The 1,778-nt window shown below is 49.4% G+C and carries 1 rRNA gene; it reads right to left on the bottom strand.

The features are described 5' to 3' along the window. Positions 1-61 precede the first annotated feature (61 nt). Positions 62-1,639 (bottom strand): 16S ribosomal RNA (locus tag PPA04_RS09420). Positions 1,640-1,778 lie beyond the last annotated feature (139 nt).

The raw sequence follows: 1,778 nt of genomic DNA, 5'->3' as shown, positions 1-1,778 counted from the left end.
ACCTCTCAAAACTAAACAAAGTTTCGACAATGTGTAGGTTTCCGTTTCTAAATATCCTTAGAAAGGAGGTGATCCAGCCGCAGGTTCTCCTACGGCTACCTTGTTACGACTTCACCCCAATCATCTGTCCCACCTTAGACGGCTAGCTCCCGAAGGTTACTCCACCGGCTTTGGGTGTTACAAACTCTCATGGTGTGACGGGCGGTGTGTACAAGGCCCGGGAACGTATTCACCGCGGCATGCTGATCCGCGATTACTAGCGATTCCAACTTCGTGCAGGCGAGTTGCAGCCTGCAGTCCGAACTGAGAACGGTTTTAAGAGATTAGCTAAACCTCGCGGTCTCGCAACTCGTTGTACCGTCCATTGTAGCACGTGTGTAGCCCAGGTCATAAGGGGCATGATGATTTGACGTCGTCCCCACCTTCCTCCGGTTTGTCACCGGCAGTCTCACTAGAGTGCCCAACTTAATGCTGGCAACTAATAATAAGGGTTGCGCTCGTTGCGGGACTTAACCCAACATCTCACGACACGAGCTGACGACAACCATGCACCACCTGTCATTCTGTCCCCGAAGGGAACGTCTAATCTCTTAGATTGGCAGAAGATGTCAAGACCTGGTAAGGTTCTTCGCGTAGCTTCGAATTAAACCACATGCTCCACCGCTTGTGCGGGCCCCCGTCAATTCTTTTGAGTTTCAACCTTGCGGTCGTACTCCCCAGGCGGAATGCTTAATGCGTTAGCTGCAGCACTGAAGGGCGGAAACCCTCCAACACTTAGCATTCATCGTTTACGGCATGGACTACCAGGGTATCTAATCCTGTTCGCTACCCATGCTTTCGAGCCTCAGCGTCAGTTACAGACCAGACAGCCGCCTTCGCCACTGGTGTTCTTCCATATATCTACGCATTTCACCGCTACACATGGAGTTCCACTGTCCTCTTCTGCACTCAAGTCTTCCAGTTTCCAATGCACTTCTTCGGTTAAGCCGAAGGCTTTCACATTAGACTTAAAAGACCGCCTGCGCTCGCTTTACGCCCAATAAATCCGGATAACGCTTGCCACCTACGTATTACCGCGGCTGCTGGCACGTAGTTAGCCGTGGCTTTCTGGTTGGATACCGTCACTGCATGAGCAGTTACTCTCACACACGTTCTTCTCCAACAACAGAGTTTTACGACCCTAAAGCCTTCATCACTCACGCGGCGTTGCTCCATCAGACTTTCGTCCATTGTGGAAGATTCCCTACTGCTGCCTCCCGTAGGAGTCTGGGCCGTGTCTCAGTCCCAATGTGGCCGATTACCCTCTCAGGTCGGCTACGTATCACTGCCTTGGTGAGCCTTTATCTCACCAACTAGCTAATACGCCGCGGGTCCATCCAGAAGTGATAGCCGAAGCCATCTTTTAAAAGTAAACCATGCGGTTTACTTTGTTATGCGGTATTAGCATCTGTTTCCAGGTGTTATCCCCCACTTCTGGGCAGGTTACCCACGTGTTACTCACCCGTTCGCCACTCACTTTATAGCTAAAATCATCTTCGGTGCAAGCACCTCTAATTCATTCAACGAAAGTGCGTTCGACTTGCATGTATTAGGCACGCCGCCAGCGTTCATCCTGAGCCAAGATCAAACTCTCATATTATACTTGAGTTTTTACAAGCTCATTTGTTGTTTCATTGTTTAAAGCGAATTGACTTCGCAAATTGTTTGCTCCAAAATTTTCATTTGAAGACCCTACACATTTTGTTTCGTCGAAACTTTGTTCAGTTTTCAAAGGTCTA

The organism is Pediococcus parvulus, assembly GCF_007990205.1.
GTDB classification, from domain to species: Bacteria; Bacillota; Bacilli; order Lactobacillales; family Lactobacillaceae; genus Pediococcus; species Pediococcus parvulus.
This window is presented reverse-complemented; position numbering and strand designations above follow the sequence as displayed.